The organism is Bacillus sp. GS3m_15504 (assembly GCF_055825275.1).
The window spans coordinates 2,780,593-2,806,043 of the sequence record NZ_JBVVNL010000001.1; the positions used below are offsets into that span (position 1 = coordinate 2,780,593).

Annotated in this window: 32 protein-coding genes and 4 pseudogenes; 15 read left to right on the forward strand and 21 right to left on the reverse strand. The window is 34.0% G+C overall.

Annotated features, from left to right (window positions below):
* Window positions 1-316: 316 nt before the first annotated feature.
* Genes AC0L0O_RS14595 through AC0L0O_RS14605 form a run of 3 tightly spaced genes read left to right on the forward strand, consistent with a single transcriptional unit; the run spans window position 317 to window position 4,718 of the window.
* Window positions 317-1,279, forward strand: a complete 963-nt coding sequence (locus AC0L0O_RS14595) for an AAA family ATPase (protein WP_042511398.1) — start codon at window positions 317-319, stop codon at window positions 1,277-1,279.
* Complete coding sequence (locus AC0L0O_RS14600; protein ID WP_428888690.1) at window positions 1,279-2,493, forward strand: DUF58 domain-containing protein; 1,215 nt, start codon at window positions 1,279-1,281, stop codon at window positions 2,491-2,493. The genes AC0L0O_RS14595 and AC0L0O_RS14600 overlap by 1 nt, the downstream gene beginning before the upstream one ends.
* Entirely contained in the window at window positions 2,490-4,718 is a 2,229-nt protein-coding gene (locus AC0L0O_RS14605) for a DUF4129 domain-containing transglutaminase family protein (RefSeq protein WP_428888689.1), read from the forward strand. The genes AC0L0O_RS14600 and AC0L0O_RS14605 overlap by 4 nt, the downstream gene beginning before the upstream one ends.
* An 83-nt stretch (window positions 4,719-4,801) precedes the next feature.
* Here AC0L0O_RS14605 and bsaA read toward each other — a convergent pair whose 3' ends face one another.
* A complete protein-coding gene (gene bsaA / locus AC0L0O_RS14610) occupies window positions 4,802-5,284 on the reverse strand; it encodes a glutathione peroxidase (protein ID WP_000219417.1) in 483 nt (160 codons plus the stop codon).
* 225 nt (window positions 5,285-5,509) lie between these two features.
* On the opposite strand from bsaA, the gene AC0L0O_RS14615 reads away from it, so the two are divergent.
* The 5 genes and pseudogenes from AC0L0O_RS14615 to AC0L0O_RS14635 all read left to right on the forward strand — a co-directional run bounded on the left by AC0L0O_RS14615 (window position 5,510) and on the right by AC0L0O_RS14635 (window position 9,765).
* A complete protein-coding gene (locus AC0L0O_RS14615; RefSeq protein ID WP_000844987.1) occupies window positions 5,510-5,719 on the forward strand; it encodes a DUF3925 family protein in 210 nt (69 codons plus the stop codon).
* A gap of 97 nt (window positions 5,720-5,816) precedes the next feature.
* Entirely contained in the window at window positions 5,817-6,788 is a 972-nt protein-coding gene (locus AC0L0O_RS14620) for an MBL fold metallo-hydrolase (protein WP_000754984.1), read from the forward strand.
* A gap of 85 nt (window positions 6,789-6,873) precedes the next feature.
* The gene (locus AC0L0O_RS14625; protein ID WP_001174551.1) at window positions 6,874-7,308 is read left to right on the forward strand and encodes a hypothetical protein; all 435 of its coding nucleotides are present in this window, start codon (window positions 6,874-6,876) and stop codon (window positions 7,306-7,308) included.
* 109 nt (window positions 7,309-7,417) lie between these two features.
* The gene (locus tag AC0L0O_RS14630; protein WP_000466004.1) at window positions 7,418-9,364 is read left to right on the forward strand and encodes an ABC1 kinase family protein; all 1,947 of its coding nucleotides are present in this window, start codon (window positions 7,418-7,420) and stop codon (window positions 9,362-9,364) included.
* 141 nt (window positions 9,365-9,505) lie between these two features.
* Window positions 9,506-9,765: pseudogene (locus AC0L0O_RS14635) on the forward strand (hypothetical protein).
* A 35-nt stretch (window positions 9,766-9,800) separates the two neighbouring features.
* On the opposite strand, the gene AC0L0O_RS14640 reads toward AC0L0O_RS14635, so the two are convergent.
* Window positions 9,801-10,481, reverse strand: a complete 681-nt coding sequence (locus tag AC0L0O_RS14640) for a DUF3600 domain-containing protein (RefSeq protein WP_428888688.1) — start codon at window positions 10,479-10,481, stop codon at window positions 9,801-9,803.
* On the reverse strand, window positions 10,478-11,056 hold the full coding sequence (locus AC0L0O_RS14645) for a sigma-70 family RNA polymerase sigma factor (RefSeq protein ID WP_000675547.1): 579 nt from the start codon (window positions 11,054-11,056) through the stop codon (window positions 10,478-10,480). The genes AC0L0O_RS14640 and AC0L0O_RS14645 overlap by 4 nt, the downstream gene beginning before the upstream one ends.
* A gap of 205 nt (window positions 11,057-11,261) precedes the next feature.
* Here AC0L0O_RS14645 and AC0L0O_RS14650 point away from each other — a divergent pair, with 205 nt between their 5' ends.
* Window positions 11,262-12,248, forward strand: coding sequence for a quinone oxidoreductase family protein (locus tag AC0L0O_RS14650; protein ID WP_000644640.1), 987 nt, complete (start codon window positions 11,262-11,264; stop codon window positions 12,246-12,248).
* 29 nt (window positions 12,249-12,277) lie between these two features.
* Window positions 12,278-12,916, forward strand: coding sequence for a zinc dependent phospholipase C family protein (locus tag AC0L0O_RS14655; RefSeq protein WP_042511403.1), 639 nt, complete (start codon window positions 12,278-12,280; stop codon window positions 12,914-12,916).
* Window positions 12,917-12,961: 45 nt separating this feature from the next.
* Here the strand turns inward: AC0L0O_RS14655 and AC0L0O_RS14660 are convergent, their stop codons facing one another.
* From AC0L0O_RS14660 to AC0L0O_RS14685, 6 genes and pseudogenes are all read right to left on the reverse strand, one after another.
* A complete protein-coding gene (locus tag AC0L0O_RS14660) occupies window positions 12,962-13,345 on the reverse strand; it encodes a VOC family protein (protein WP_000581467.1) in 384 nt (127 codons plus the stop codon).
* Window positions 13,346-13,400: 55 nt separating this feature from the next.
* A pseudogene (locus AC0L0O_RS14665) lies at window positions 13,401-13,937 on the reverse strand (sugar phosphate isomerase/epimerase family protein); the annotation flags it as partial.
* A 52-nt stretch (window positions 13,938-13,989) separates the two neighbouring features.
* Window positions 13,990-15,159 (reverse strand): DEAD/DEAH box helicase, encoded by a 1,170-nt coding sequence (locus AC0L0O_RS14670; RefSeq protein ID WP_000588613.1) that lies wholly within the window; start codon window positions 15,157-15,159, stop codon window positions 13,990-13,992.
* 19 nt (window positions 15,160-15,178) lie between these two features.
* Window positions 15,179-15,706 (reverse strand): hypothetical protein, encoded by a 528-nt coding sequence (locus AC0L0O_RS14675; protein ID WP_000460210.1) that lies wholly within the window; start codon window positions 15,704-15,706, stop codon window positions 15,179-15,181.
* 90 nt (window positions 15,707-15,796) lie between these two features.
* Window positions 15,797-17,485, reverse strand: a complete 1,689-nt coding sequence (locus AC0L0O_RS14680; RefSeq protein WP_003159099.1) for a formate--tetrahydrofolate ligase — start codon at window positions 17,483-17,485, stop codon at window positions 15,797-15,799.
* 63 nt (window positions 17,486-17,548) lie between these two features.
* A complete protein-coding gene (locus AC0L0O_RS14685) occupies window positions 17,549-18,259 on the reverse strand; it encodes a class I SAM-dependent methyltransferase (protein ID WP_000160034.1) in 711 nt (236 codons plus the stop codon).
* Window positions 18,260-18,464: 205 nt separating this feature from the next.
* Here AC0L0O_RS14685 and AC0L0O_RS14690 point away from each other — a divergent pair, with 205 nt between their 5' ends.
* On the forward strand, window positions 18,465-18,803 hold the full coding sequence (locus AC0L0O_RS14690; RefSeq protein WP_001253207.1) for a hypothetical protein: 339 nt from the start codon (window positions 18,465-18,467) through the stop codon (window positions 18,801-18,803).
* 29 nt (window positions 18,804-18,832) lie between these two features.
* On the opposite strand, the gene AC0L0O_RS14695 is transcribed toward AC0L0O_RS14690, so the two are convergent.
* The 4 genes from AC0L0O_RS14695 to ytfJ all read right to left on the reverse strand — a co-directional run bounded on the left by AC0L0O_RS14695 (window position 18,833) and on the right by ytfJ (window position 20,849).
* Window positions 18,833-19,045, reverse strand: coding sequence for a hypothetical protein (locus AC0L0O_RS14695; RefSeq protein ID WP_000711202.1), 213 nt, complete (start codon window positions 19,043-19,045; stop codon window positions 18,833-18,835).
* A gap of 69 nt (window positions 19,046-19,114) precedes the next feature.
* Window positions 19,115-19,435: a hypothetical protein gene (locus AC0L0O_RS14700; RefSeq protein ID WP_001985402.1), complete on the reverse strand. Its 321-nt coding sequence runs from the start codon at window positions 19,433-19,435 to the stop codon at window positions 19,115-19,117.
* A 51-nt stretch (window positions 19,436-19,486) separates the two neighbouring features.
* The gene (locus tag AC0L0O_RS14705; protein WP_000014091.1) at window positions 19,487-20,263 is read right to left on the reverse strand and encodes an oxalate:formate antiporter; all 777 of its coding nucleotides are present in this window, start codon (window positions 20,261-20,263) and stop codon (window positions 19,487-19,489) included.
* 160 nt (window positions 20,264-20,423) lie between these two features.
* Window positions 20,424-20,849 (reverse strand): GerW family sporulation protein, encoded by a 426-nt coding sequence (gene ytfJ / locus AC0L0O_RS14710; protein ID WP_000349987.1) that lies wholly within the window; start codon window positions 20,847-20,849, stop codon window positions 20,424-20,426.
* Window positions 20,850-20,993: 144 nt separating this feature from the next.
* Here ytfJ and AC0L0O_RS14715 point away from each other — a divergent pair.
* The 4 genes and pseudogenes from AC0L0O_RS14715 to AC0L0O_RS14730 all read left to right on the forward strand — a co-directional run.
* Window positions 20,994-21,444 (forward strand): annotated as a pseudogene (locus AC0L0O_RS14715) (GNAT family N-acetyltransferase); the annotation flags it as partial.
* Between the two features lie 371 nt (window positions 21,445-21,815).
* On the forward strand, window positions 21,816-22,139 hold the full coding sequence (locus AC0L0O_RS14720) for a hypothetical protein (protein WP_000715532.1): 324 nt from the start codon (window positions 21,816-21,818) through the stop codon (window positions 22,137-22,139).
* Between the two features lie 51 nt (window positions 22,140-22,190).
* A pseudogene (locus AC0L0O_RS14725) lies at window positions 22,191-22,274 on the forward strand (GNAT family N-acetyltransferase); the annotation flags it as partial.
* Between the two features lie 27 nt (window positions 22,275-22,301).
* Window positions 22,302-22,643, forward strand: a complete 342-nt coding sequence (locus AC0L0O_RS14730) for a hypothetical protein (protein WP_000384718.1) — start codon at window positions 22,302-22,304, stop codon at window positions 22,641-22,643.
* Between the two features lie 240 nt (window positions 22,644-22,883).
* Here AC0L0O_RS14730 and AC0L0O_RS14735 read toward each other — a convergent pair whose 3' ends face one another.
* From AC0L0O_RS14735 to AC0L0O_RS14770, 8 genes are all read right to left on the reverse strand, one after another.
* Complete coding sequence (locus tag AC0L0O_RS14735) at window positions 22,884-23,075, reverse strand: hypothetical protein (protein ID WP_000917614.1); 192 nt, start codon at window positions 23,073-23,075, stop codon at window positions 22,884-22,886.
* A gap of 374 nt (window positions 23,076-23,449) precedes the next feature.
* On the reverse strand, window positions 23,450-23,623 hold the full coding sequence (locus AC0L0O_RS14740) for a DUF4176 domain-containing protein (RefSeq protein WP_003171639.1): 174 nt from the start codon (window positions 23,621-23,623) through the stop codon (window positions 23,450-23,452).
* A gap of 61 nt (window positions 23,624-23,684) precedes the next feature.
* Window positions 23,685-23,870 (reverse strand): hypothetical protein, encoded by a 186-nt coding sequence (locus AC0L0O_RS14745; RefSeq protein WP_000917620.1) that lies wholly within the window; start codon window positions 23,868-23,870, stop codon window positions 23,685-23,687.
* 172 nt (window positions 23,871-24,042) lie between these two features.
* On the reverse strand, window positions 24,043-24,222 hold the full coding sequence (locus AC0L0O_RS14750) for a hypothetical protein (protein ID WP_071736247.1): 180 nt from the start codon (window positions 24,220-24,222) through the stop codon (window positions 24,043-24,045).
* 322 nt (window positions 24,223-24,544) lie between these two features.
* Window positions 24,545-24,706, reverse strand: coding sequence for a hypothetical protein (locus AC0L0O_RS14755; RefSeq protein WP_000920427.1), 162 nt, complete (start codon window positions 24,704-24,706; stop codon window positions 24,545-24,547).
* Between the two features lie 72 nt (window positions 24,707-24,778).
* On the reverse strand, window positions 24,779-24,967 hold the full coding sequence (locus AC0L0O_RS14760) for a hypothetical protein (protein WP_428888687.1): 189 nt from the start codon (window positions 24,965-24,967) through the stop codon (window positions 24,779-24,781).
* 84 nt (window positions 24,968-25,051) lie between these two features.
* Window positions 25,052-25,246 carry a hypothetical protein gene (locus AC0L0O_RS14765; RefSeq protein WP_001247267.1) on the reverse strand — a complete coding sequence of 65 codons (195 nt, stop codon included), beginning with the start codon at window positions 25,244-25,246 and terminating at the stop codon, window positions 25,052-25,054.
* On the reverse strand, window positions 25,247-25,441 hold the full coding sequence (locus AC0L0O_RS14770) for a hypothetical protein (protein ID WP_001233482.1): 195 nt from the start codon (window positions 25,439-25,441) through the stop codon (window positions 25,247-25,249). It abuts the gene before it with no gap.
* Window positions 25,442-25,451 lie beyond the last annotated feature (10 nt).

The window sequence follows — 25,451 nt, forward strand, 5'->3', positions numbered from 1 at the left end:
GTGAGAAGACCTTTTGTTTTGTTATGAAGATTTATAGTAAATCTTGATTAATAGAAGAATAGTATTTTGAGGTATTGACTATTTTGCAAAAGAAAAACGTAGGAAACAGCCATTTGAATGCATTTATAAAACTAGAAATCATTATTTACCATATTGCCCTTAGTTACTGAAACAATTATACTAGATGTAATCAGAATAAATAATCTGAATATTCTCAGAATTAAAGGTAATAGTTTTATACTTGCACATAGAGAGATACGTTCTATTTTCCACTAAATAGATTAGAAAACGATAATAACACATTAGGAGGATTACGATGCACCAGTTTGATTCATTACATCCCATTATAGAAAAAATAATTAACAATATTGAAAAATTAATGGTCGGAAAAAGAAAAGAAACGATTTTAGCTTTGACAGCTCTCTTAGCTGAAGGTCATGTACTATTAGAAGATGTTCCTGGCGTTGGGAAAACAATGTTAGTACGCGCTCTTTCTAAATCTATTGATGCTGATTACAAGCGAATTCAATTCACACCTGATTTACTGCCATCAGATGTAACAGGTGTTTCTATTTACAATCCGAAAGAGCTCCAATTCGAGTTCAAGCCTGGACCAATCATGGGGAATTTTATACTTGCTGATGAAATTAATCGTACATCTCCCAAAACACAATCTGCCTTACTTGAAAGTATGGAAGAAGGCAATATTACAATAGATGGTATGACAAGACCGTTACCAAAACCGTTCTTTGTAATGGCTACACAAAATCCGGTCGAATATGAGGGAACATATCCTTTACCAGAAGCCCAGCTCGATCGTTTCTTATTGAAGCTAAAAATGGGATATCCTTCGCCAGAAGAAGAATTTGAAATTTTAAACCGGATGGAAAAAACAAATCCCCTCTCCCATTTACAAGCTATTACTACAATAGAAGAATTACTTTATTTGCAACAAAGCGTACGGGAAGTAAGTATGGACAAAGGAATTAAGCATTACATTGTAAAGCTTGTTAGTCAGACTCGTTCTTATAGTTCTATACAACTAGGTGCAAGTCCGCGTGGCTCGATTGCTTTAATGAAAGCTTCACAAGCTTATGCATTCATCCATGGCAGAAATTATGTTATTCCAGACGATGTTAAATTTTTAGCTCCTTACGTGTTAGCTCACAGACTCATTCTAAAAATGGAAGCAAAATTTGAAGGAATAACAGGGGAACAAGTTATTTCAAAAATCGTTGCACGAACTACCGTGCCGACTCAAAGGAAGATGAACCTTTAATGAAACGCACGCTACGAGCACTATATCACGTTACGAAGTTATTACTAATCCCTTTATGCCTAGTGTTAACATTTGTGTATGCTATGCTTCAAGGAGGATTTGTAAGTTGGTTTTTATTTTACAGTATGGTTCCTATTGGTCTTTATTCACTTTTACTCCCCTTCTACGCTTTACGGGGTGCTGAAGTAAAAAGAATAACAAATCAAAACGATTATGTAGCAGGAGAACGATTTGTAAGCACGATTACAATAAAAAGAAAATTTCCTTTCCCCTTACTTTATTTAGTTATAGAAGATGAACTGCCACCACACCTTACAAGTTGTAGACAAACAAAGATGAATAAAACAATACTCTTTCCAGGATTAAAACGAAATATTTCGTTTCAATATGCAATTGACACAATCCCTAGAGGAGAGCACACTTTTTCAAGCGTACGAGTCAAAACTGGTGATCTATTCAGTATGATGGAGAAAGAAGTAACTTTTTCAGTTCCGGATACATTTTTAGTCTATCCTCAGTATGTAGATATAACGTATCAGCAATTGGAAAACCATTTCGAACAAGGAGCGCTCTCAGCAAATATAAATTTCACAAAAGACTCTACCATTTCTGTCGGTGTGAGAGACTATAAACCTGGTGACCGCTTTTCATGGATTGATTGGAAAGCAACTGCAAGAACAAACAACATTATGACGAAAGAGTTTGAACAACAGCGTAGCCATAATATTATGATATTCATAGACAGAACTGAGTCCCTTCTATTCGAATCAGTCGTCACATTTACTGCCTCTATTGTCAGGGCTGTATTGAAGCAAAATTCACCAGCGTCATTTGTGTCTGTCGGAAAAGAACGAACTTTTTTCCCTTTAGACAATGGAGATAGTCAGTTGCAGCAAATCTTTTGTCATTTAGCAAAAGTACAAGCGGACAGTGTATTCCCGCTCTCCCAGAGTGTAGAAATGGAATTAAGAAAAGTTTATGAGCCCGTAACAATTATACTCGTGACAAGCGATCTTTCTCCCGATATTCAAAAGGCGGCTGACTATGCCGCTATACAAAATAGAAAATTACTAGTTTTTATTGTAAAAGAAAAACCGAATCAACTCTCACATCGAGAACTAAGTATTTTAGAAACTCTACAAAAACGAAAAATATTTGTAAATGTGGTTTATGAAAACCGATATACCAATGTGTTTTTTGAGGTGAGCAAATGACAACATTACAAACAAAATACAAATGGGATATGAGCAGATTCTTCATGCATGCATGCGCATTTCTACTTTTACTAGAATGGATACGACCCCTTATAGGTATTACAAATGTAGGTAGATTAGATATTTTTGTAATATTTATAGGAATTTGCTTCACTCTTTCTTTTTTTCAAATAAGGTGGCAAATTCCACTAAAAATCGTGACGATTTTATTCATCATTCATTTCCTGTATTATAAAAATGCTTTTATTAATCCAACTTGGCTAACAAAATTTTTTACTGATATTTCTCGAAATTCCTCCCTGTTATTTCAGGGGAATTTACTAGATATTTCTCCTGTTTTTCCTACACTTTTATTTTTTTTATCATTTTGGTTTTTGAGTTCTTTCATCTCTTTTTGGATGATTCATAAAAAGCGTGGATTGTTATTTCTTATATTGACTATTATTTATATCACCGCTTTTCATAACTTACATGTATACAATGCAAACTACGCTATTATTCGTACCGTTGTCATCGGCTTTTTTATGCTGAGTCTTCTTCGCATAGAACATATAAAAGAGAGTGAGCACTTACAAAATTATGCTAGAGAAATCTCAAAACTACTTAAACCTCTTACAATATTTATTGTATTGTCAGCAACCATCGCATACTTTGCGCCAAAATTTGGCCCTCAATGGCCAAACCCAATGGATTTTTTAAAATTCAACACATCCGAATCAAGTAAAAAACAAGAAGTTTCTAAAATTGGGTATGGTTTAGATGACTCACGATTAGGTGGTCCTTTTAAAGCAGATCCTACAATTGTTTTTACAGCAGCAACGCAAAACAAACAATATTGGAGAGTAGAAACGAAAGATTTTTATACAGGAAAAGGTTGGGAAGTTTCTGAAAATCAAAAGAAGGTTACTTTTAAAAATAAAAACGACGTCGTGAGTTGGTACGAACAAAATACAAAAACAAAGACAACTACGGCAACAATCACCATGCAAAAAAGTTATCCGCACCTTACCTATCCAGCAGGTTTAGTATCAGTTGAGGCTTCTTCTGATATATCATACAGCGTTGACCCATTTTCAGAAAAAATCTATACGATGGACGCAGACTCTTCTACTACTTTACATTCTTATAAAGTAACATATGAGGTCCCGGAGTTTTCCATAGAAAACTTGAAAGCTGTAAAAACGAATGAAGGTCAAGAAACAAATCCTTATTTCATGACAAAGTACACGCAACTTCCCGAATCATTACCGCAGCGAGTAAGAGACTTAGCTGTTAATCTAACAAATGATAAAAACAACCGATATGATAAAGTATTAGCTATTGAAAACTACTTTACTGACCATTCTTTTGTATATGAAACAACGAATGTCTCATTCCCTACCAAACACCAAGATTATGTAGATCAATTTCTTTTCGATACAAAAAGCGGCTACTGTAATAATTTTTCGACGTCTATGATTGTTTTACTTCGTTCTGCCGGGATTCCAGCTCGTTGGGTAAAAGGTTATACAGAAGGAACACTTGATAATACGCTTGTGGGTGCTGAAGGTGAGGATGTTTATAAAGTCGCGAACGATAACGCACACTCTTGGGTCGAAGTATATTTCCCTGGATATGGATGGATTCCATTCGAACCGACAAAAGGATTTACGAATCCCTATAATTTCACAAATAATACTCCTGCTCCTACTTTACAAAATAACGAAGTATATAATTCTAATAACGAACCAATACAACAACGAAACAATGAAGCAAAGCTCAAAAGTTTAATAGAAGATACAGAAGACGCTTCTACTAAAAAGATTCCAAATTCTAAAAATGGATTTTCTTGGTGGTACGTATTCCTCTCTACGATACCGATTAGTATTATAGGATACATTCTATTCATCATTAGAATGAAATGGATTACGTTTTTTATCATTCATTTCTATAAATATCGAAAAGATGATGCCGTTTATACAAAAGCTTACGATTCACTCCTAAAACAATTTGCGCGAATTGGTATACGACGAGACGAGAGTCAAACATTCCGAGAATATGCTCTCCATGTTGATACACTTTACAACTCGGCGGATATGCAACAACTTACTTTCAGTTATGAGTATGCTATGTATCAAAAAGGACAAGCCGCAGCAGAATGGAAAAAATCCGTACACTTATGGGAAAAGCTTATGAAGAAAGCTGCTTCTCCACCTAAATCAAATGACTTCCATTCAGCGATTTAATATTGACAATGTGAATGTAAATAAAATGCCTCAAAGAACAAAATAGTTCTTTGAGACATTTTTTAATAAAGTGAAACTCCTAGTTATTCACCAAGTACCTTCTCAATCTCAACCTCTAAATCCACCGGCTTCGTTTGCGGTGCAAAACGTCCTACTACTTTTCCGTCTTTTCCAATTAGAAATTTTGTAAAGTTCCATTTTACTGCTTTCATACCGAGTAAACCTGGTGCTTGTTCTGTCATGTATGTATACAGAGGATGAGCCTTATCACCTTTTACATCAATTTTTGCAAACATTGGGAAGTTTACACCGTAGTTTAATTCACAAAAGCTTGTAATATCTACTTCTGTACCTGGTTCTTGTCCTCCGAATTGGTTACATGGGAAACCGAGTATTTCTAGCCCTTGTTCTTTATATTTATCATATACTTCTTGTAATCCTTTATATTGCGGTGTAAACCCGCATTTACTAGCTACATTTACAATAAGAAGTACTTTTCCCTCGTAATCTTTTAACGATTTTTCTTCACCTATTATTGTTTTAGCTGAAAAATCATACACTGTCATTGTCTTTGCCCCTCTCTTCACTATCATTCTATGTTTATACTATACTACATTCGTGAATTTACAGCTCTTATTACGTATTTTCTCCCCACGATTGTAAACGCTTTATTTCCGTTCGAAAATTCGACACAAATTACTAGACTTTTATGATGGAAAGTTTTACAATTAAATTGTGAACAAAATGTGACAGTTTATATTCTATTATTATAGAAAAGGATGGTGTTCAATATGAAAACTGCACAACATGAAACGATTTCAAATCGCGAGTTTTATTTCGTACTATATATGGTGTTATTGTATGTGATTGGCTGGGTAATCGATGTAAATGGTTTATTTTTAAGCTCCTATTTTAATTTAGCTGGAGAAATTATGCTTCCATTAGTTGGTGGCATTGTTGGACTATTCGTTATGTCTATCAATAAACAACAAAAGCAATAATTACAATACAAAAAGGCAGAAGACGAAACTTTCGTTTTCTGCCTTTTTGTATTTTTGGCGTATAATAGTTACATACCGTATATAAGGAGTGGTAAAGATGAAAAAAGTAGAACAATTATCTTCTCACCTATATCTGATTGATGATTTTGATTTACAACATAATGAACGAACTGGTACGTATGTTTTATTAGGTGATGATATTACTTTAATTGAAACTTGTGCAGCCCCTTCTCTTCCGTATATTTTAGACGGCTTACAACAATTACATATTGATTTAAACGAAGTTAAAAACATTATCGTTACACATGTTCATTTAGATCACGCCGGTGCTGCTGGTTTAATGATGGAAAAATGCCCAAATGCTACTTTATATGTGCATTCTCGCGGTGCTCGTCATATGATTGATCCAACAAAACTCATTTTAGGTGCAAAAGCTGTGTACAAAGAAGATTTCGATAAACTTTTTGATCCAATTCTTCCAATTGAAGAAGAACGTGTTCATATTGTACAACATGGTGATACGTTACAAATTGCAGAAGACCGCATCCTTACATTTTATGATACACCGGGACATGCTAAGCACCATATTAGCATTCACGATTCATTAACAAACGGTATTTTCACTGGCGATACAATTGGAATTTATTATAGAGAACTTGCAGACCTTGGTGTAGAACTGTATCTACCATCAACGTCCCCTTCACAATTCCAACCAGATGCGATGATTGCTTCTAAAAATCATATTCAAAGTATGAATGTAGATACTATTTATTTCGGCCATTACGGCGCATCATCCAATGTTACAGAAGTATATAAGCAACTAGAACATTGGTTACCTATTTTCGTTCATACTGGTAAAGAGGTCTTTGAAAAATATAATGATTTCGATGAGGCTACTAAAGCTTTGCAAACTATATTAATGGATAAAATCTCTTCTCATCTTATAAAATTAAACGTCCCATCAGATCATTCCGTTTATAACATTTTACATCTAGATATAGAAATTAGCGCAATGGGCATTATTGATTATTTCACGAAGTTAGAAAAAACTAATCCACCTATTAGCTAACAGTAAAAGAAGAGATATACAACAGTAGTTATTGTATATCTCTTCTTTTTTTGAATATATTTTGAGTAAAGGATGGTGGAATGTAATGCAAAAAGTGATGCTATACCTCTGCTTCACATTATTTGTCGTCTTATTATTATTTGTCGGAGTAAAAATTCAATTTTATTTAGATACAGACGCGCAAGTGAACTTTAACGTTTATCCAAGATTATTCTACTTTACACTCTTCCCTCTTATAGTTGGCATTTTATTACGATTCCTTCAATCTATTAATCGCGAAACGAGTAAACAAAACTGGAGCTTTCAAACGGATAAATTTATTGCTATTACGTTGCCTACGCTATTCATTTCCTTTTCTCCAGCTCTACTCTTTTCACCAGTTGGTTCATACTTACCTTATTTAGCTAATATTATTCTTATAAATACAACTTTTGTTACGATAATTAGTTTAATAGCTGGTTATTCACTGTTAGATTCCTTTATACAAAAAGACACTGCAAATATGAAAAAATATAATTGAATACTCTATTTGATCGTGCAAGTCAGGGATGTACTTCCTTGGCTTGTTGTTACAATAATTATATTCCAGTATAATACAGTAATCGAATAAAATTCAGAGGAATGATACAATGTTTTTTCAATTTTTTCTACTAGCAGTCATTATGTCTTTTATTAGTGGTCGACTAATTGGTACAAAACTAAATTTTTTCAAACAAGCAAGTGCAGCCACTTTAGGTGTTTCACTTACGTCGGCTATGTATTGGTTTTTATATTTACGCTATCAAGATGAATCGATTGTCGGTGTTGATAGATATTTTTGGCTGGGGAGCTCATTAATTGTATCGATGCTTTGTTACCTAGTTTTTGAATTATTTGATCCTATTAAGCGTAGCGAAATGGATGACGTAGTAATAGAAAGCAGAAACCCTATTTCAAAATTCTTCGCTAAAATTGGTAGACAAAAAAGATATATGCGCGTCTCTTCTATTGCAATCAAACACGGAATGGGAAAATATTTAGCTTTAAAGCGCTCACCAGAAGCAGATCGCAAGCTCGCCACTTCCCTTCGAAATACACTAGAAGAATGTGGTGGTGTATTTATTAAATTCGGACAAGTTTTATCAACTCGATCTGATTTACTACCACCAGTTTTTATTCACGAATTATCAAACCTTCAAGAAAATGTAACACGTTTATCACAACAACAAGTTGAAGAAATATTGAACAAGGAACTACATATACCGAAAGATGAAATTTTCAGCTCCTTTGAAATGGAACCGTTAGCTGCCGCCTCTATTGGCCAAGTACATAAAGCGAAGCTCAAAGAAAACGACCAGGATGTCGTCGTTAAACTACTACGTCCTAATATTTCTGAGACAATTAAACGTGACTTAGATATTTTAATTCACTTCGCTCTATGGATTTCCAACAAATCAACTTGGGCTAAAAATATCGGATTTCTTGATTTAGCACAGGGCTTCTCTACCGCAATGAAAGAAGAAATTGATTTCAAAATCGAGGCTCGTAACTTCGAACAAGTGTCTGATTCACTAAAAAATAGTGAAACGAAAGTAAAAATACCGGAAGTATATCAAGAATACAGTAATTCAAAAATACTTGTGCTTGAATTTTTAGATGGAGTAAGTGTTAAAAGTGGGGCAGCATTATTAAATGAATTACAAATTGATACGAAAAAAGTACAACGACAACTCTTCGATTGTATTTTAGAGCAAATTTTCTTTAAAGGTATTTTCCATGCAGACCCTCATCCAGGTAATGTGTATATTCTTCGTGATGGTACTCCTGCATTACTTGATTTCGGTTCTGTCGGACGATTAGGAACACTTCAACAAGAGGCATTCAAGCGACTGCTTATCGGCTTTGAGCGCAAAAATTCATATGTCTTACTTGATGGACTGCTTCAATTAGTTGAAAAGAAACCAAATGTTGATAAAGAAGGATTAGAACAGTCTATTAGTCAATTATTAATCCAAAGTACGTACGTTTCTACAAATAGTTCTGAAGAATTCATTCAAGGGTTGTTTCAAATAATCGCTGAATTTGAATTAGCATTTTATCCAATGGTTGCAGGGGCTTTCCGCTCTTTAATTACGCTAGAAGGAACGATGCTACAACTAAACCCTGAATTCAATTTAATGGATGAAGCGAAGCGCTTTGCGAAAGATCATGTAGCTAGTTTTATGCCAGTTAACAATTATTCAAGTTTAAAAGAAGCTGCAACAAACGAATTACTCTCTATGTTACCTGCCATGCGACGCATTCCTAGAAAATTAGATGATTTAAGTTCAAAACTAGAAAACGGAGAATTATCCGTAAAGGTCGGCTTTTTCTCTGACGAAACAAATGCATCATTCATTACTACGTTCATCTCACAATTCCTCATTGCATTTATTGGAACTGCATTTGGTGGAATTTCGGTAGGCGTATTGCATTTAGCAAACAATGCGAAAGAACCAAATGATCAATTTTTAAGTGTCGTTGGTTACGGTGGTTTATTTATAAGTGCGATATTACTTGTAAGAGTAGCTATTCATGCGGTAAGAAAATTTAAGTAATAATAAAACGAGTATGAAATCACTTAGATTTTATACTCGTTTTTTATTGTTTATATATTCAATATGCACTAGGAAATTTATGCTAAACTAAAGAAAATCGTGCACTAATTCAAAATACACTTCAATCAAGGGAGAAGTATTATGTATAGATTTTTTGGATTCTCACGTTTAATGTTTCTCGCAAGCATATGTTCTTTCTTTATTTAAAGAGGGCCTAATGCAAATTTAACTTTAGTTATTTCAATACTAGGGATTCTTTCATTACTGGGGATTTTTTTGCGATAGCATCAAAAAATTGGTTATTCGGAATAGTTGGTACAGTATTAAATGGACTAATACTAGTAGTTGTATATTTTCTATTGCTAGCAAAAGGAATAGGAAATATAATTACGTTTCAATAAAGAAAGCTCAAAGCAAAAGCTATGAGCTTTCTAACTTATCTTACCTTTTCGTCTACATACTCCATAAACTGCTCCGCTTTAATAAACCTTTCTTTGTACGCCTCAGGTATTTCTTCTACTTTTATTGCACCAGTTGATTTTGTCTTCACTCGTACGATTTCATGTGTCATTAAAGCTTCCATATAGCAATCAAACTCTTCTTGCGTTAATACTTCTTTACTTGATTTATGACCATTTAATTTATCAAAGTATGGTTGAAGGCCCATACTTACCTTTTTCATTTCTTCTCTTTTTTCTGATGATAATGCATCATAATCAATATTACCGTTTGAATCTCCGTACGCAAGCTTTGCATTCGTTAATTTCTTTAGTTCTTTTGTAAACACTTCATATTCTTTCGTACCCATTTCATCTTTCGCTTCTGATAACTTTGCACTAAAACGCATGTACGCCTCTAATGTCATCGTTCCAGCATGCTTTTTTAAATTCTCAAAAGATCCGTATATACCATCTGCCATAATAGATTGATACGCAAAACCAGTCGTCGGGATTAAAAAAGCCGCTGCAAGTACTCCTGCGATAAGGCGTTTCTTCCTCTTACGCCCCCCTTGATTCATTTTTATTTGAACGATTACTTTTTCTTTCAACTCCGGCGGGGCAACAATCCCCTTCGCTTCTTCTTGTATAGATTCTCTAACTCTACAATCTAAACTCATTTCACATTCCCTACCTCTCCTAAAAAGATTTCTTCTATTTGCTCTTTTTGACGTAGTTTTTTTAATGCTGCGTGAATTCTAGATTTCACAGTACCAATTGGAATATGTAATATTTGTGCTACTTCTTCTTGAGAGTAATCGTGTAAGTATCTTAAGATAATAACTTGTTTCAATTTATACGGTAATTTATGAATAAGTTCGATTAATTTTTGGTTTGATATTTTACTTACAACATCGCTAGAAAAATCAATTTGTACTGGTTTTCTTTGCTCTTCTGCTTTTTTTATAATTCGTAGTCGCATCCACCTCTTTCTTCTATAAGAATGAATTTGTTTAATTGCAATTCCAATTAGCCAAGGACGAAATGGCTTCTCGCTATCATACTTACGAAGCGATTCATATAGCTGTATGTATATTTCTTGAACGACATCATCTACATCTGCTTTATCATCTATTAAAAAATGTGCTGTCTTATATACTTCTTGGATTGTTTTATCATACAATTCGCTATACGCTTCTTTATTGCCCGATAAAGTTAATTGGATTAAATGTGTGTCATCTATTTCACCCTTCATATTCCAGCCCTCCTTTGTCTTACACAATATATTGGCAAGTAATTTATATTTCGTTCGATTTTTCTAGAAAATTTTATATAAATTAATATAATGATTCAATACGTTCATAAGCTTCGCTTATAACCTTGCATAACAATTATATAATTTTCCAATTTCTAATGAAGACTTAAAATGATTTATATAGTCAAATTTAGGAGGATATATGATGAAAGCTATCGTTGTAACGTCGTTCGGAGGACCTGAAGTGATGAAATATACAGATGTAGATATACCGGCTATTTCAGAAGATCAAGTTTTAATTCGTGTTGTTGCTACGAGTGTAAATTTCGCTGATATTAAATCACGTTATGGCAAAAAAGGAAATAAAGCGCTACCTTTTATTCTAGGGATAGATGCCGCTGGTATTGTAGAACGTGTCGGTTCTCATGTGAAAAATATTTATCCTGGACAACGTGTCATTGCTTTCCCTCAAAATGGGTCTTACGCTGAATATGTTGTTGCAAATGAAAATCTTACTTTCGCATTACCTGATGAAGTCGATTTTCAAATTGCAGCAGCATGCCCTATCGTATCTTTCACAAGCTATAATTTACTCGCAAATGTAGCAAGGCTTCAACAAGGTGAATCTGTACTCATTCATGCGGCAGCTGGTGGAATTGGCACTACTGCTATTCAACTTGCAAAACTATTAGGGGCTGGAACAGTTATAGGTACTGTCGGAAGTGAAGCAAAAAAAGAAATTGCTTTAGATGCCGGTGCTGATTATGTAATTGGTCATCAAGATGAGGATTTTGTAGAGAAAGTCAATGAGCTGACAAATGGTGAAGGGGTTGATGTAATTTTAGACTCTATTTCTGGAACGGTTTCGGAAAGAAGTTTAAAATGTCTTGCTTATTACGGCCGCCTCATTCATTTTGGTAATGCAAGTGGTGAAATTGGCAATTTCCAAACGAAAGATTTACATGCAAGTTGCCGCTCTATACTCGGTTTTAGCTTTGGAACTACACGAAAAAAACGTCCTGAACTACTCCAAGAAACTGCAAATGAAGTTTTCCGTTATTTGCGTGACGGACATTTGCAAATCAAGGCTACGAAATCTTTTCCACTTCAAGATGCAGGGAAAGCACATGAATGGGTCGAAAGTAGAAAAAGTACAGGGAAAGTAATACTAACTGTTCAGTCCTCCTCCTGAAATGAATACTTGAAACCGAGGTGTCATTCATGGGATCACGAATTATGCATGCTATTATTGCTAACGGTATTGCCGAAAAACTATGTATTCAAGATAAAACTTCTTTCATACTCGGAGGTGTAGCCCCTGATGCGGTTCATTCAGCAGAAGAAAAAGGAACTTCACACTTTTACGCTGGCACAACGAAAAATTATACGAGAAGGATAGCTTTCAATTCTTTTTTTCAAAAATATAAAGCTCAAATGGATTCCCCTTTTCTCTTAGGCTATTACACTCACCTCATTGCCGATGATAATTGGCTAAGTGGCTTTTTTCTACCTTGGTTAAAAAATAGAATAGAAAATGACGAGACGATCGCAACCCTGTACTATAACGATTTTAAATTGTTAAATGCAAAGTTGCTTCATCATTACGATAAAGAACAACAGCTCTTCTCGCTTCTCAATCAAGATGCTCACATTGTCGATATTGAAGAGGTTTCTAAAGAAAATGTTTTAGAATTTCGAAAATATCTTTTTGAAGATATGTTGTATCCAGAGCAACATTTGCATAAAGACTTACAGGTGTTTACGTTTAATCAAATCATTGGTTATATTGAGACAGCTATTGAAAAAGGCGTATTTTATATTAATCAACTCTCTAATGAAAAATCCACTTCAAATATGTAATCCCCCTCAATATATTTGAGGGGGGATTTTCACATAACAATATTATTATTGGTTCTTTTCCATAACCGCAAAATAATTCCCTTCACTATCAGCAAAGTTAAACACTTTACCAGAAGGCATAGTTACCATTTCTCCAACAGTAACATTTTTATTTGTTAAATCTGTATATAATTGATCAAGATTTTCTGAGAAGAACATTAAAGATGGTGTACCAAGATTCAATTCTGGGCTCATTTTAGAAATCACTTCTTTATTATGTAGTATAATGCTCGTTTCAGCACCGCTTTTCGGAGCGATTTCAATCCATCTCATTCCTTGCTTGTTATCTTCCTCTGCTACTACATGAAACCCTACCTTTTCCGTCCAAAAATTGACTGCCTCATCTTGATTATTTACATATAACATAATTTGTCCTACTTTATGGATCATTACATTTCCCCCTAATGGTTTTTATATTCTATGTAGCTTTCTACAGATACTATCGTTATTCCTTTTGAGTTGGTATGTACTTCTTTGCAAAATTTATCGACTGACTCATCCCATCCAATTCATCAAAATAATCATTTCTTTCAATCATGTTATATCCTTCGAATCCAATGTTATCTAATACCTTGAAGAATATATCGAAATCTACTTCACCATTCCCCGCTGCGACTTCAATATACTTACTTGAACTATCGCTTTTCACTTTTGTACAATCTTTAATATGAGTTTGTACTATATAATCTTTTAGTAGTAATAAACTTTCTATCAAGTTTTCATTTATATCGCTAATTAAATTTGCTGGGTCAAAGTTAACCGCTAATCCTTTTGAATTTATATTTTCTATGAATCGCTTTAACACTATCGCTTTTTCAGATTCCGTCTCAATAGCGAAGAATCCTCCAAATCTGAACGCTAAGTCCCCTATTTCATTACAAACACGTAGCATTTTATCATAGTACTCACTATTTTCATCATCAGGGATTTTCCCAATATGGGCTGTTACTATGTTAGCTCCTAACCTTAACCCTTTATCACTTGATTACAAACAAAAAAGACGTAACTACAAATAGTTACGCCTTCCCCATCATTTATCTAGGCTTTTTCTTCCCAGTAAATGCTGGTTTCTTTTTCTTTGGTGCTTTCGGTTTTGTTTCTACAAATGATCCTTTGAACATTTCTTGCTTCGTAAATACGATACCTAGTTTTTTCGCAAATTGTAGTAATTTACGCTCTTCTTGCGGTGTTACAAGAGATACAACAGTTCCTTCTTTACCCATACGTCCAGTACGTCCAGAGCGGTGAATATATTGGTCTACTGTGTCTGGTAATTCTAAGTGAATTACATGTGTTAAATCGTCAATATCGATACCGCGTGCTGCAATATCAGTAGCAAGTAAAATTTCTAATTTCCCGCCGCGGAATGCACGCATTGTTGCTTCACGCTCTTGTTTACTTGCTTCTGCATGAAGAGCTGCTGCTTTCATTTTACGGAATTTCAATTTCTCAGTAATTTCATCTAAACGGAATGGGTCGTTTAAGAAAGCAACTGCTTTTACATCGCCCATATGCATAATTCTTCTTACATAATCATTTTTCTCACGTCGCTCACAAATGATATACGTATGCTCAACTAAGCTTTTTGACTCTGCACGTGTTACACGTACTAATTGTGGCTCAACTGCTAAATCACGCGCCGCATCTTCTGCTGCTTTTGTCATTGTCGCTGAGAAGAATACTAATTGACGATCACGCATCGTAGATTTAATTACATCTTGCACAGCGCCCATCATCTTTTGTTTTACAATTTGATCAAACTCATCAAATACAATTGTTTTCACTTCATGCATTTTTAACTTTTTCATACGAATTAATTCTAAAATACGACCTGGTGAACCGACAATTACTCTTGGGTGTTTCTTTAATTTTTCTACTTGGCGCTTAATATCTGCACCACCAATTAAAGATGCACCTGAAATTTCAGTTCCTGCTGTAAACTTTTGAACCTCCTCATGAATTTGCATGACAAGTTCACGTGTTGGCGCTAAAACAACAACTTGCGGCTGTTTTACTTCAGGATTGATTTTATGTAAAAGGGGTAATAAGTACGCTAATGTTTTTCCTGTTCCAGTTGGAGATTCAGCTATAACGTCTTGTCCTTCTAAAATAGTTGGAATCGCTTGTTTTTGAATTTCAGTTAACTCCTTAAAACCAGCCTTCTCCCAAGCTTGTTGTAAAAATGGTTGCATATCTTTTATCATTTGTTTTTCTCCTTTATCTCTATTTTTGAAGAAAATGTTGTATTGTTCGCACCGTTTCTATCATGTGTGAAATAACAGCTATTAAATCATCAACATGGTCTTCTGTAATCGCTTTTTGAAATAGAACCTCTACCTTATTATGATATGAAATCGCTTGCTTATTATATTCGTATGAAAGTTTTTGCGTAATCATTCTTTCTTTTCCCCATATAGAATGCATGAAAGTTTCAATTTCACCGCACACTACTTCTGGTTTTTCAATCGGGAATGAAAATGCTAACTTCATTTCGCATCCTGGTGTAAATTGTGGTACTTCTAATATTTCACCAGACAAGTTCTTTGCATCTACAGATAGTGAAAATGTTGCCTCTACTAACGGTTCGAATGGTTCTGTTAACTGAAATGAAATATGATATATACGACTTAATGAAGCAAGGTCCATCATATCTTTTCGATCTGTTACAAGAATATCTCCATGTAAATCAAAATCATATACAGCGCCTTCTACGATTACTTTTAAATTATCAAAAGCAGTTGGATCAAACATAATTTCCTCCAAAAAACAGGCGCCTTTCGATGGAAAGGCGCCACTTGATGTATATATAGTTTACAGATAAACGAGATGAATTACAACCTTTTAGAATAAACCTACTGCTTTTCCATCTTCATTTACATCCATTTGTAGTGCTGCTGGTTGTTTTGGAAGGCCTGGCATTGTTAACATTGTTCCTGTTAACGCAACGATAAAGCCTGCACCAATAGATGGTTTTAGCTCACGAATTGTAACGATAAAGTCAGATGGACGACCTAATTTCGTTGCATCGTCAGAAAGAGAGTATTGTGTTTTCGCCATACAAATTGGTAGGTTACTCCAACCTTCGCCTTCATATTGAGCTAATTGCTTACGTGCTTTCGGAGCAAATTCAATGTCTTTTGCGCCGTACACTTTTTGAGCAATTGTACGAATTTTCTCTTCTAATGGTAATTCTAATTCATAAAGTGGTGCGTAGTTGTTTTCACCTTTTTCAATTTCTTTTAACACTTTTTCAGCAAGGTCAACTCCGCCTTGGCCACCTTTCTCCCAAACTTCTGTTAAGGATACCGCATAGCCACGCTCATTACACCATTCTTGTAAGTATGCAACTTCTGCATCTGTATCTGTAATGAATTTATTAATTGCAATTACGAAAGGCACACCGAAGCTTTGAATTGTTTCAACGTGCTTCTGTAAGTTCTCCATACCTTTTGCTAATGCATCTACATTTTCTTCTTTTAATTGATCTTTTGCTACGCCACCATGCATTTTAAGCGCACGAATCGTCGCAACAATAACAACTGCTTCTGGTTTAATGCCAGCTGCACGAGCTTTAATATCTAAAAACTTCTCAGCACCTAAATCTGCACCAAATCCAGCTTCTGTAATAACATAATCACCTAATTTTGCTGCCATTGTTGTAGCGATAACACTGTTACAACCATGAGCGATATTCGCAAATGGTCCGCCGTGAATGATAGCTGGTGTATTTTCTAACGTTTGCACTAAGTTTGGCTTTAATGCATCTTTTAATAATAATGTTAACGCACCTTCTACACCTAAATCTTTAACCGTTACAGGTTGATTTGCAAAATTATAAGCAACTACGATGCGTGATAGACGTGCTTTTAAATCTTGAATATCTGTTGCAAGGCAGAATACGGCCATAATTTCAGATGCTACTGTAATATCAAAACCGTCTTCACGTGGTACACCTTGAACCGGTCCACCAAGACCAATTACTACGTTACGAAGGGCACGATCATTTAAGTCAACACAACGTTTCCAAACGATTTTACGCGTATCAATTCCAAGTGTATTTCCTTGTTGGATATGATTATCAATAAACGCGGCTAACGCGTTATTAGCAGTTGTGATCGCATGGATATCTCCAGTAAAGTGAAGGTTAATGTCTTCCATTGGTACAACCTGTGAAAAGCCACCACCTGCTGCTCCGCCTTTTAGCCCCATCGTTGGTCCAAGAGATGGTTCGCGAAGTGCAATTACTGTTTTCTTACCAATTTTATTAAAAGCTTGACCTAAACCAACTGTTACTGTTGATTTACCTTCTCCAGCTGGAGTTGGGTTAATCGCTGTTACTAAAACAACTTTACCGTCTTTCTCATTTTGTAAGCGCTTAAAAATATCAAGAGATAACTTACCTTTATAATGCCCGTATGGCTCTAATTCATCTTCTAAAATATTTAAATCAGCTGCAATTTCTTGAATCTTTTTCATATTCGCTTCTTGTGCGATTTCAATATCGGATTTAACTGTTGTAGTAGTTGTCATATACCCTAGTCCCCCTTTAATTGGTTCTGATGATATTGTATCAGTTTTTTGTATTTTCTGCACTTATTTACCTCCTAAAAATTCTTTCATTTCTTTATGCTTTTTTAACATAAATACCCATAAGAACGTTAACGATTGTTGTAACTCTGTAGATAGTTGACCTAACATCTTCTCATTTACTCCGCGCTTATATACACCGATACCATCTACAACTTTAAAACCTTGTTCTTTTGCTAACTGTTCAAATTCCCAGGGCATCATCGTATTACAAACAACGTCTTTGCCGTATAAACGAGGATAACTGTTCTCGCGCGGCTTTGCTGTCGGTCCTAAAATTGCAATACATGCATATCCATCACTTTTTAGAACACGCTTTATCTCATTTAATGCTCGTAATGGCTCCTCGGTCCATTCTAAAGAATTAATTGCCATAATTGCTTCAAATTGTTCATTTTCAAATGGTAAGGAAGAAAGATCTCCTTTTATAAAAGATAAATCAGGTCCTTCTCCGCGCTCCTTCCCTTTTTGAATCATCACTTCTGATAAATCCACTCCAACTGCTTTATAGCCCGTGCGACTTAATTTATATGTACCGTATCCATCACCACAACCAACATCGAGCACCTCGGCTTCTTTCTTCACGTACTGTTCAAAAAACGGAATAATTGTACTCCTACTCCCGCTGTCCCACATCTCCTGACTATTTTGATTCCAAAACTCTGCACTACTATCCCATTTCTTTTCTGCTGATTCATGCCAATTAAATTTCGTCATACATTCCCCTACCTTCACGCTTTATCAATCATTTCATTCTACATCATTTTCCAAAATTCCTGTTTTATCTTCATTAGGAAATGTACATGCTAATGAAGGAATCTTTATTCTCCAATTTTTGCTTTACTTGGGTTTAACTCATACTCATGTTCTTCTCTTGATGAAAGATACTATAAGTACACCCAATTGAAAGAGAGGGATGTACATGCGAAGAAAGAGGAATCATCATTTTAAAAGTGGTGAAAAAAACGAAGAGTATGCAGCTGAAATATCACCAGCTGGCTTACCAATTAGACATAAGCGTAAAGAAATTGCAAATGAAATAGAAGGTACAAATACCGGTGCAATGATAGGCTATGTCGCTTTATTTCTTTCGCTTTTCTCCATTGCATTTTATCCAGTTACACTCGGTTCCCTTGCGATTTTAGTTGGCTTATTAGCTGTCAATTTCGGAGCAAGAACACTTGGATATACAGCAATTGGTTTTGGGAGTTTTTCTGTTTTATTTACTTTACTTTATCCGCTTGCTTTGTCAGCGTTTTAAAAAAACACACCAAGTTATACTTGGTGTGTTCATTCGTGATACAACATAATATGACCGCATCCACAGCAATGTTTCGCTGTAATTTCTTGAAACACTGGATAATTTTCTTCATCCCTATGCTCAATAAACACCTTTTCAAAACGGTACATGTTTGGCGCATATGCCCAATCTTGTTTTGTACGTGCGTATAATGTAGAAGAGAAAAACTCCTCACCGCCACAAACAATACATTCCTTCTTCATCAATATCCCTCCTATGCTTGTCTTACTTCATCTATATGAACATAAGCATAAGAAAAAGACCTTCTATTACTAGAAAGTCTTCTCTGAAACAAAAAGAAATGTACCAAACATTCCTACCCCGCTATATTCTTTCGTAACATCAGCTTCTGTTTTAAATGTTTGCTTTACAGTCATAAAGAATACACCATTTCGTGCATCTGTACTTTCAAATTTTAGTTTTTCTTTTTTACCATCTACATTTTGTGTGCATTCAAAACTACTCTCGTCACATTTCAATGCATACTTATCTTCTAGATACAATCTAAAATCTGATTCTTTCGGACAAGTTATAAGTAAAATTGCCACAAGAATAATACTTATAATACCCACAATTGTATAATATTTCTTCATTTGTACTCCTTTCAAAAGACAAGAAAACTTGACTGCATGCGCCAAGTTTTCTTAGTCCACAACCCATTGCCACTCTTGTTCTTTCTTATCAAAAATAAGCCAGCCAGTCTCTGTTGCTTCTTCTTTCAATTCATCGATATTATCTAGTACCTCATCCGTACTTTCATACGAACCAACTACATATACCGGAATTTCAAGACCCCTTCTTGACTCAATTTTCCCTGCCAGATCAATATAAAGACCATCTTCCATTAATGGAAGAAGCCCCATAATCACTTCTTTTGAAATTGCTGGGAAAATTTTTGATTTTTGGAAGAAAGAAAAACGTTTCTTACCGAAAGCACCGAGTTTATAAGGAATAACTTTACTTAACATCCCTACAAAGTCTGCAATTCTACGATAATACACTTTGTTGTACCATCCGTCATCATGTGAAAAATAAACAAATCTATTTTTCAATAACGGAAAGAACGTTCTTGCAAGTGGTTCTTTTTTGTGAGCCAAATATAAAAGCTCTGCAATTTCTTTTGGCTCTAGTTCATCTAAATCGCTTGCATCATCAAAATCTACCCAACAAAATTCATCAAATTCATCAATCTCTGCTTGAATTAACTTATGTATATTTTCTTCCTCAACATATTCAAATAAAGTATGATAATGAAAATCTGTCCATTCAAAGTTATGCTTTAAAAGCAACACTTGATGAAGCGGTGAAGGGATGTTACTTGCAAACTCTTTAAACGTAATTCCTGATGTAATAAAACAATGACCTCGACGATTACCATTAATATATATCATATTCTTTACTTGGTCAGATCCTCCAGACAAAGCACCTAGCCACCTTCGTTTTATATGTTTCAATTCTATAGCATATTTTAACATGAAAAATTTTAGAAACATAGAAAAAACTTCAAAAACTATTTACAATTTCATGTGTTTTATTACATAGTGATTACAAGAAAAAACACCTGCTCGTGAGCAGGCGTTTTTAAAGGATTTCATCTGGATTTTGAGGATGATGATTTCCCTCTTTCTTTTCATCTTTTTGGAACATCGATTGAATTTTATCAATTGTTTGTGGAGCTAATTCAATCATTTTTTCCGCTAAATGTGTCGCATTTTGTAGATGCAGAATATTTACTCCATCTTTATTCACCACAAGAAATGCTACTGGTGTAATAGAAACACCACCCGCGCTACCGCCACCAAATGCAGGGTTACCGTTCGCTCTTTGTCCATCATTCGTTTGGAAATCAGAACCTCCTGCTCCAAAACCGAACGCTACTTTAGAAACCGTTAACACTACACCACCGTCAGCCGTCTGAACAGGCTCTCCAACAATCGTATTTACATCGACCATTTCTTTTAAATTTTCCATTGCTGCTTTCATTAACCCTTGAATTGGATGATCCACCGTTCATAACCTCCTTTGTCATATCTTTCCTAGTTTTTCCGAAAGTTTGTGAACTAAACATAAAATTTTTATATTGCTTTCAAAAAACTTAAGTTGTAAAATTCGGAAAAACAAAAAAACATTCCATTTTATGATGATACGAAAATTAAGAAAGATCATGAACAAGTATCCGCTTACCCAAAAGAAGAAGCAGCCCATAACTGATTTATTATTGAAGATATAGAGTCTTTCGGTTATGAAACAGACTTTCAAGATCTATGGGGGTATTTCAAGAGAATGGAACATTAAAATCAATTTTACTCGGCTTCCATGATTCATTTATACCATATAGTAAAAAAGAATTTGTTACCTCTCATTATGAGGCACTTCTTTCCGCATATAAGCTGATAAAACTCTGTGGAAAGTCAACTATTGTTGAACGATTTAAAACTGTTTCAAATATACAGTTCGGTGCTAAAAATGAAAGGTATTTTATAAATGTCTAGATGCCGACAACTTACCTAGTACGCCTGGCCAAGAAACAATTAAACTTGCCACACTAGATGTTGTAGAGCAAATTATGCAATTGCGGAGTAACATCATTGAATTTCCTACAAGATCAAACTGCTGAGAAATACACACTATTAGGGGAGCGCCAATATATTGGAAAAATCCACGTTAAGAGCATGCAAGATTTCATACAGGTTTTTGGCTAATTCAGTAACATACGAGAACCCTAAACCCTAAAACCTACGCTAGGATAGGGATACATATAAAGTTGCATAAAATTATATAAAAAGAAAAAGGCAGATTCCTTTTGAGGATAGGATTTCTCCATGTGCTTGCTACCAATCAGGAGACGTTATGTTAATTGAGGATGAACACAATATATAATAAAAATCCCTCGTTTTTTCTTCTTATCACATGATAAAATGATTATAAGTGATAAATTTCGAAATCATTAGAGAATACAAAAGGATTGATTACATGAAAAAAGGATTAGGATTACTTGTAACTATAATGATTGAAGCTGGAATTGTATATAAATCATCTAAGATCTTAAAATGGAGTTTTGTTGATTTAACTTTCTTCGCTGGAATATGTTTTGTCATTATTACATATTACTTTAGCAGTAAAGGCGGATTTTCTAGCAACAGTGTTCGCCTTCAAGCTCAAGCTAGATTGGGTATTAAAGTAGAGGAAGAAAAATTTGAAATAAGTGTAAATCCTATTTTAATAGGATCTATTGTATATACAGTATTATCTTTAATACTTGTAGTAATAAGTTATTGGGGTTACTTTATCAAATAATTTCACTTCCAATAACGAGAATTATGTAAATGAGCTGTCCAAACGGATGGCTTATTTTATAACAATCCAACTGCTGGACGAATTTATAAACGATTAGGTTTTAAAGACATTGGAATGTGGACGATGTATCGATAAAATTAATTTTTTGAAGGAGAAAATAATATAGATTACAAATTCGAATTACTTAGTACAGGTAGCTTAGTTATTAGACTACAAAAAGAATTCGATACTTTAGAAGCTTTTTTAAATGTGGAGGTATCCACATTCGGTGATTGGATAGCTGAAACTGTAGATAAAGTTTTAAACAAAAAAAGTCATCACGAAAAAATAAGTGCAAATATTTTTGGGGCGGATGTTCGAAGAGATACAACAGTTATATTTAATAAGTATGATGAAGATGAAATCGAAATCCCTCTTGAAATAGAAACTATTACATTAAGAAATCTAATAGATATTTATTTAAATGAGCATACAAAATTAATAAGCGAAAAAAATAATCAGTAAATAATATTACATATATTACAAAATGACCGCCTGTAATAGGCGACTTTTTTCATTAAATTAACACACATTCACATACTTATCACTAGCGGTAATATGTAACACTTCACTTTCAAAAAATATCCTTTAATTTCAAAACCATAAGATGATGTTCGCTACTTACTTATTAAAGTACAGCTCTCTCCAACTCTTATGGAAAGTTTATTATTATCATTTCCCAATCAATACAAAATTCCTAGGTGTTTATTCACCTCTATTTGTAATTTTTTTAGCTAAACGATTAAATAATACTGAACTTCCATATGCCAACATCCCAATACTAATCATACCAATACTGAAAAATAGTTTCTGCCATAAATTAAATGGGAAAAACCACCCTGCAATAACAAGTACCATTGTGCCAATAATAATCATAAATTTGCCTTGCTTAAGCATATCGTTGCTCCTTTTTCTTTTTCAGATAAAATTAAAACTATAACGTTAAAAGAGGCAACTGGTAGGTCACCTCCCAATTAAAACTATTAATCATACATGTTACATATTTTCAGCTGTGATTCCATACAATCTATCTCTATTTTACCTTCTTCTTTTTTCGATTTTTAAATATAATCTCTAACGCTACCACTGTGGTGAATCCTACAGTTAGTTGTAACCCTGTAAACAGCAGTTTATCATTTAAAGGAACATCCGGTGCACTCCACAGTAGTACCGGAGGGATAAGTATACCTATGATTACAAGGGTTCTCATTATCTTTCCATTTTGTTTCCCCTTTCGTATTTTTAAAATCTATATGTATTTTCCAACCACTTTACAATTCTACTAATTCACTCTCAGTCATATATCCTCTATGCATTTCCTCTACAATCTTATCATGATTAAAACGTAATACTTTTTCATCACCTAAATAGCCCACTGGATAAGGAACACCTACATAATCAAAATTACATTTATGTGCCGATTCGACCATTATAACAATAATCATCAAAATTGTTTTAATCCCTCTAGTTTCACTACTACTCCAATCGACAAAAGTTTTATTTATTTCACTTTTTATGTATCTTTTGATAAATTCGTTCAAATAAAACTGAAGACCACACAGCTATTACACCGAATAAAAATATTACGAGTACATTTATTAATCTTGTTTTATTGTCTGCTGGCACCATAAAACTCGCGATGAGCGTTACTAATGTGCCAATAACAATTATAATTCTTCCTTGCTTTAACATTTAGTTACTCCTTTTTCTTTGTCCAAGCTACCTTTATAGCCATATTAACTGAATTTGTATTCATCTACATTTAGAATAATATAATAAATACAAATTTCTCTTCATTTCAATTTATAGAAAAGAAATACTCGTCTAATTTTCCTTCTATCAGAAATACTCATTAATCCAAGTTTCATTTTTTTATCCTTCTGCTAATATAATCCATTAAAGTAATAGCTCCGATCCCCATAGCTCCCCAGAAAACCATACTACATGTATATATTACCTTTTCCTTAATTGAATATGGTCCCATTAGTCCAACAATGATTGAAATTACAACTACTATAATCATTACAATTTTCGCGATTTTCATCATCCTGCTGTTCCTTATCTATCTTTTTATTAAATTTTTGAATGATATTAATAACAACAGAGTTCCACACTAGAGAAATTACAGTAAATAAAATTGCAACTAAAGCAACTATAATTCTATCTTTCCATGTGTTCTGTACTACCATTGATAGTATCATCATTATTAATCCAAAAGTGCATATAAATATTTTTGTACCTTTACGCACATTCAAATTATCTTCACACTTCTTTCTAAAACTGAAAAGAAAATTTTTCATTCACCAGCATTAACAATTAACAGAATTATATCTACAATAAATCAGATCCTTACTTTCTTAAACAAACTAATTATTTCTATTCTCTCTAAATTTATTAGTTATGTATTCTACTAAGTTTGTACTCCCAAGAGGCATTGCACCGAATACAAGTATAAAAGGGAAAATTCTATTAGCAATAGCCATTACTATAAACCCAATAATTTTAATGATTTTTGACGATTTTAACATTCTCTTATTCCCCTTGTTTTTTAACTTTACAAATAGACCACCAACTATTTTTCCGATTGGTAAAATTTTTATTTATTTCTCTTTTCTTTGCTTTTTTATAATGTAATTTAATAATGTAAGTCCACCTAAACCGATTGCACCATAAAAAAGCATACCGAATGTATATACCATTTTTTCTTTTAATGAAAATGGAGCTATTAGCCCTGCAATGATTACAATTACAATTGCTATAATCATTACTGCTCTTGCAATTTTTATCATCCTATGTCTCCTGTTCCGTCTTCTCAAACTATACAAATCTACACCTTTGAGTTTTACTATCTCCCCCACTGAAAACTTTTTTATTTATCCTCTTTTATCTTTTGCTTCGTTAATAAAGTTCATCAAATATGTAAATCCAATTGCTAATCCCCCAAAAACAAGTACAAAAAAGAAAGTAAGTATACGATCTCCTACTGACTGTGGAAAAAATAATGAGAGTAATGCAATAATAGGTACTGTTATTAAATATATAGTTCTCATTCGCTTGAAAGGTCGCATTTATTTACTCCTTTTTCTATTGAATTTCTCCATAAGATTTATAACGAATGTGTTCCATACTAAAGAAAATCCAGTAAATATAAGAACAGCTAGTGAAATAACAATTTTATCTTTCCACGTTTCTCCATTTACCATAGCTAATGTAATGAATAATACTGCTGTGGCGCATATTACTATTTGTGTAACTTTGCGCATATTCCCCCTC

Excerpts from the sequence above, each read along its gene's own strand:
- AC0L0O_RS14750 (WP_071736247.1), bottom strand. The coding sequence starts at position 24,222 with ATGAAAATCGCGAAAATTGTAATGATTATAGTAGTTGTAATTTCAATC.
- AC0L0O_RS14720 (WP_000715532.1), top strand. The coding sequence starts at position 21,816 with ATGAAAAAAGGATTAGGATTACTTGTAACTATAATGATTGAAGCTGGA.
- AC0L0O_RS14625 (WP_001174551.1), top strand. The coding sequence starts at position 6,874 with ATGCAAAAAGTGATGCTATACCTCTGCTTCACATTATTTGTCGTCTTA.
- AC0L0O_RS14675 (WP_000460210.1), bottom strand. The coding sequence starts at position 15,706 with ATGTTTGATCCAACTGCTTTTGATAATTTAAAAGTAATCGTAGAAGGC.
- AC0L0O_RS14630 (WP_000466004.1), top strand. The coding sequence starts at position 7,418 with ATGTTTTTTCAATTTTTTCTACTAGCAGTCATTATGTCTTTTATTAGT.
- AC0L0O_RS14640 (WP_428888688.1), bottom strand. The coding sequence starts at position 10,481 with ATGAGTTTAGATTGTAGAGTTAGAGAATCTATACAAGAAGAAGCGAAG.
- bsaA (WP_000219417.1), bottom strand. The coding sequence starts at position 5,284 with ATGACAGTGTATGATTTTTCAGCTAAAACAATAATAGGTGAAGAAAAA.
- AC0L0O_RS14695 (WP_000711202.1), bottom strand. The coding sequence starts at position 19,045 with ATGAAGAAGGAATGTATTGTTTGTGGCGGTGAGGAGTTTTTCTCTTCT.
- AC0L0O_RS14645 (WP_000675547.1), bottom strand. The coding sequence starts at position 11,056 with ATGAAGGGTGAAATAGATGACACACATTTAATCCAATTAACTTTATCG.
- AC0L0O_RS14620 (WP_000754984.1), top strand. The coding sequence starts at position 5,817 with ATGAAAAAAGTAGAACAATTATCTTCTCACCTATATCTGATTGATGAT.
- AC0L0O_RS14680 (WP_003159099.1), bottom strand. The coding sequence starts at position 17,485 with ATGACAACTACTACAACAGTTAAATCCGATATTGAAATCGCACAAGAA.
- AC0L0O_RS14615 (WP_000844987.1), top strand. The coding sequence starts at position 5,510 with ATGAAAACTGCACAACATGAAACGATTTCAAATCGCGAGTTTTATTTC.
- AC0L0O_RS14700 (WP_001985402.1), bottom strand. The coding sequence starts at position 19,435 with ATGAAGAAATATTATACAATTGTGGGTATTATAAGTATTATTCTTGTG.
- AC0L0O_RS14595 (WP_042511398.1), top strand. The coding sequence starts at position 317 with ATGCACCAGTTTGATTCATTACATCCCATTATAGAAAAAATAATTAAC.
- AC0L0O_RS14735 (WP_000917614.1), bottom strand. The coding sequence starts at position 23,075 with ATGCTTAAGCAAGGCAAATTTATGATTATTATTGGCACAATGGTACTT.
- AC0L0O_RS14650 (WP_000644640.1), top strand. The coding sequence starts at position 11,262 with ATGAAAGCTATCGTTGTAACGTCGTTCGGAGGACCTGAAGTGATGAAA.
- AC0L0O_RS14600 (WP_428888690.1), top strand. The coding sequence starts at position 1,279 with ATGAAACGCACGCTACGAGCACTATATCACGTTACGAAGTTATTACTA.
- AC0L0O_RS14770 (WP_001233482.1), bottom strand. The coding sequence starts at position 25,441 with ATGCGCAAAGTTACACAAATAGTAATATGCGCCACAGCAGTATTATTC.
- AC0L0O_RS14745 (WP_000917620.1), bottom strand. The coding sequence starts at position 23,870 with ATGTTAAAGCAAGGAAGAATTATAATTGTTATTGGCACATTAGTAACG.
- AC0L0O_RS14760 (WP_428888687.1), bottom strand. The coding sequence starts at position 24,967 with ATGATAAAAATTGCAAGAGCAGTAATGATTATAGCAATTGTAATTGTA.
- AC0L0O_RS14655 (WP_042511403.1), top strand. The coding sequence starts at position 12,278 with ATGGGATCACGAATTATGCATGCTATTATTGCTAACGGTATTGCCGAA.
- AC0L0O_RS14670 (WP_000588613.1), bottom strand. The coding sequence starts at position 15,159 with ATGATAAAAGATATGCAACCATTTTTACAACAAGCTTGGGAGAAGGCT.
- AC0L0O_RS14690 (WP_001253207.1), top strand. The coding sequence starts at position 18,465 with ATGCGAAGAAAGAGGAATCATCATTTTAAAAGTGGTGAAAAAAACGAA.
- AC0L0O_RS14605 (WP_428888689.1), top strand. The coding sequence starts at position 2,490 with ATGACAACATTACAAACAAAATACAAATGGGATATGAGCAGATTCTTC.
- AC0L0O_RS14685 (WP_000160034.1), bottom strand. The coding sequence starts at position 18,259 with ATGACGAAATTTAATTGGCATGAATCAGCAGAAAAGAAATGGGATAGT.
- AC0L0O_RS14755 (WP_000920427.1), bottom strand. The coding sequence starts at position 24,706 with ATGTTAAAATCGTCAAAAATCATTAAAATTATTGGGTTTATAGTAATG.
- AC0L0O_RS14740 (WP_003171639.1), bottom strand. The coding sequence starts at position 23,623 with ATGATTATTGTTATAATGGTCGAATCGGCACATAAATGTAATTTTGAT.
- AC0L0O_RS14765 (WP_001247267.1), bottom strand. The coding sequence starts at position 25,246 with ATGCGACCTTTCAAGCGAATGAGAACTATATATTTAATAACAGTACCT.
- AC0L0O_RS14660 (WP_000581467.1), bottom strand. The coding sequence starts at position 13,345 with ATGATCCATAAAGTAGGACAAATTATGTTATATGTAAATAATCAAGAT.